Genomic DNA, 1,512 nt, shown 5'->3' with positions numbered 1-1,512 from the left:
AGACGTTTTGCGGCAACAATTGCTAGCAGTTAAATCCCAGTTACCCAGAAGAGCAATCGCCACTAGCTGTCCCCTTCCCATCCCCCGCCGTCTCTGGGAACATTTAACGGTTGCTGTTGGTATTGATAGCGAAAAACGCTGGTCAGAACTATCAAACAAAAGCCTTAATCAACTGATTCAAGAACTCAGCCAAGGTGAATATAAAATTAAGGGAAAAGGTGCATTTAAAGAAGAATTTGTTACTTGCGGCGGCGTTAACTTAAAAGAAGTTGATTTTAAAACAATGGAAAGTCGCTGCTGTCCCGGTCTTTACTTTGCTGGGGAAATTTTAGATATCGATGGTGTGACAGGGGGGTTTAATTTCCAAAGTGCTTGGACAACAGCATGGTTAGCCGGTCAAGCGATCGGCAAGTAGAATAAGTAGAAATAGAGCAACCACCAAGGTTGTTAGGAATCAGAGGCTAGGGAATAAGGGAAAGAAGAGAAAGGAGGGAAACATAAAGAATCCGAGGAAAAAACCATCTTTTCTAGGCGATTAGAAATCGCGGCTAAACAAGCTAAGTCCGCATAGGCGGACTCAAATAAAAGCGGGTAATAAACCCCAATTTGCTATCAAAAGTCCGCAGTCAGGAGCAAAAAATATGGTCACGATTAAAGTTCCCCAAATATCCTTTACACCTCCTACATTTACTTCTGTTAAGGAAGAACGCCTCCACCGCAAGCAGCGTTTAGCAGCCGCCTTCCGTCTATTTGGTCGCTTCGGGTTCAGCGAAGGTATCGCTGGCCACATCACAGCCCGCGATCCGGGGTGAAATGAGCAGTCGTACAGAAACTTACGCTAAGGAAATGATTGTGCCGTTTTGAATATTGCGATCGCATCTTAATAAACCTGTACCAATTGATCTGTCTGAAATTTAAAAGCCTCAAAGCCTTACTGTGCCGTTAACAAAAACTGTACCAAACAAACTATGCTCTAATTGGTACAGTTTAATTTTCAACTCTTCAAGTTTTTGAGAGACAAAAAGAGTGATTCCCAGAATGCTTATCCAGTAAAGCTTTCAGCCTTAAGGTAAGTTTCTGCACGACTGCTCATTTACCCCCTACAACTGGCAATATTCGTCCACAAATTTTACTGTGGGTGCAGGTGGGCGAGGCTCAACCATACTCTCTGTCTCAGTTTTTGCGATCGCCCCTAATTATACTTTGTCGAGAGTGATAAAAGAGGGTTATAGCAGAACATGGATCTACGGATTGGTTAAAAGATATAACCAATCCGGGCCTTCAGGACTTGGCGATCGCCGGAGTCAAAATCAAGGTTCAAAGCCATTAATTGAAGATATTGAACAAGCCCAACTATGGCAGGTTTTACAAGAGAATTCTCCTGATGGGGGGTTATGGAATGGTCGGAAAGTCGCAGATTGGCTGAATTACAACCGGCAGAAAGATTGTGGACGTTGGTTGACGAACCCCTGGTTAATCGTTCGTTTGAAACCCTTGACGATTTGGAAGAAG

2 protein-coding genes and 1 pseudogene are annotated in these 1,512 nt (G+C 43.5%); all 3 read left to right on the top strand.

All coding sequences use genetic code 11. From position 1 onward, the window contains the following. Window positions 1-415: NAD(P)/FAD-dependent oxidoreductase (locus OSCI_RS01005; protein WP_039961468.1), on the top strand; the 415-nt coding region annotated here is incomplete at its 5' end. A gap of 226 nt (window positions 416-641) precedes the next feature. Continuing rightward, window positions 642-812, top strand: a complete 171-nt coding sequence (locus tag OSCI_RS29440; protein ID WP_007352969.1) for a class II aldolase/adducin family protein — start codon at window positions 642-644, stop codon at window positions 810-812. A gap of 412 nt (window positions 813-1,224) precedes the next feature. Beyond that, a pseudogene (locus OSCI_RS29285) lies at window positions 1,225-1,447 on the top strand (helix-turn-helix domain-containing protein); the annotation flags it as partial. Window positions 1,448-1,512 lie beyond the last annotated feature (65 nt).

Origin of the sequence: Kamptonema sp. PCC 6506 (genome assembly GCF_000180455.1) — a bacterium.
In the GTDB taxonomy this organism is placed as follows: Bacteria; Cyanobacteriota; Cyanobacteriia; order Cyanobacteriales; family Microcoleaceae; genus Kamptonema; species Kamptonema formosum.
The sequence above is the reverse complement of the archived record's forward strand: the minus strand, read 5'-3'. Positions and strand labels throughout refer to the sequence as shown.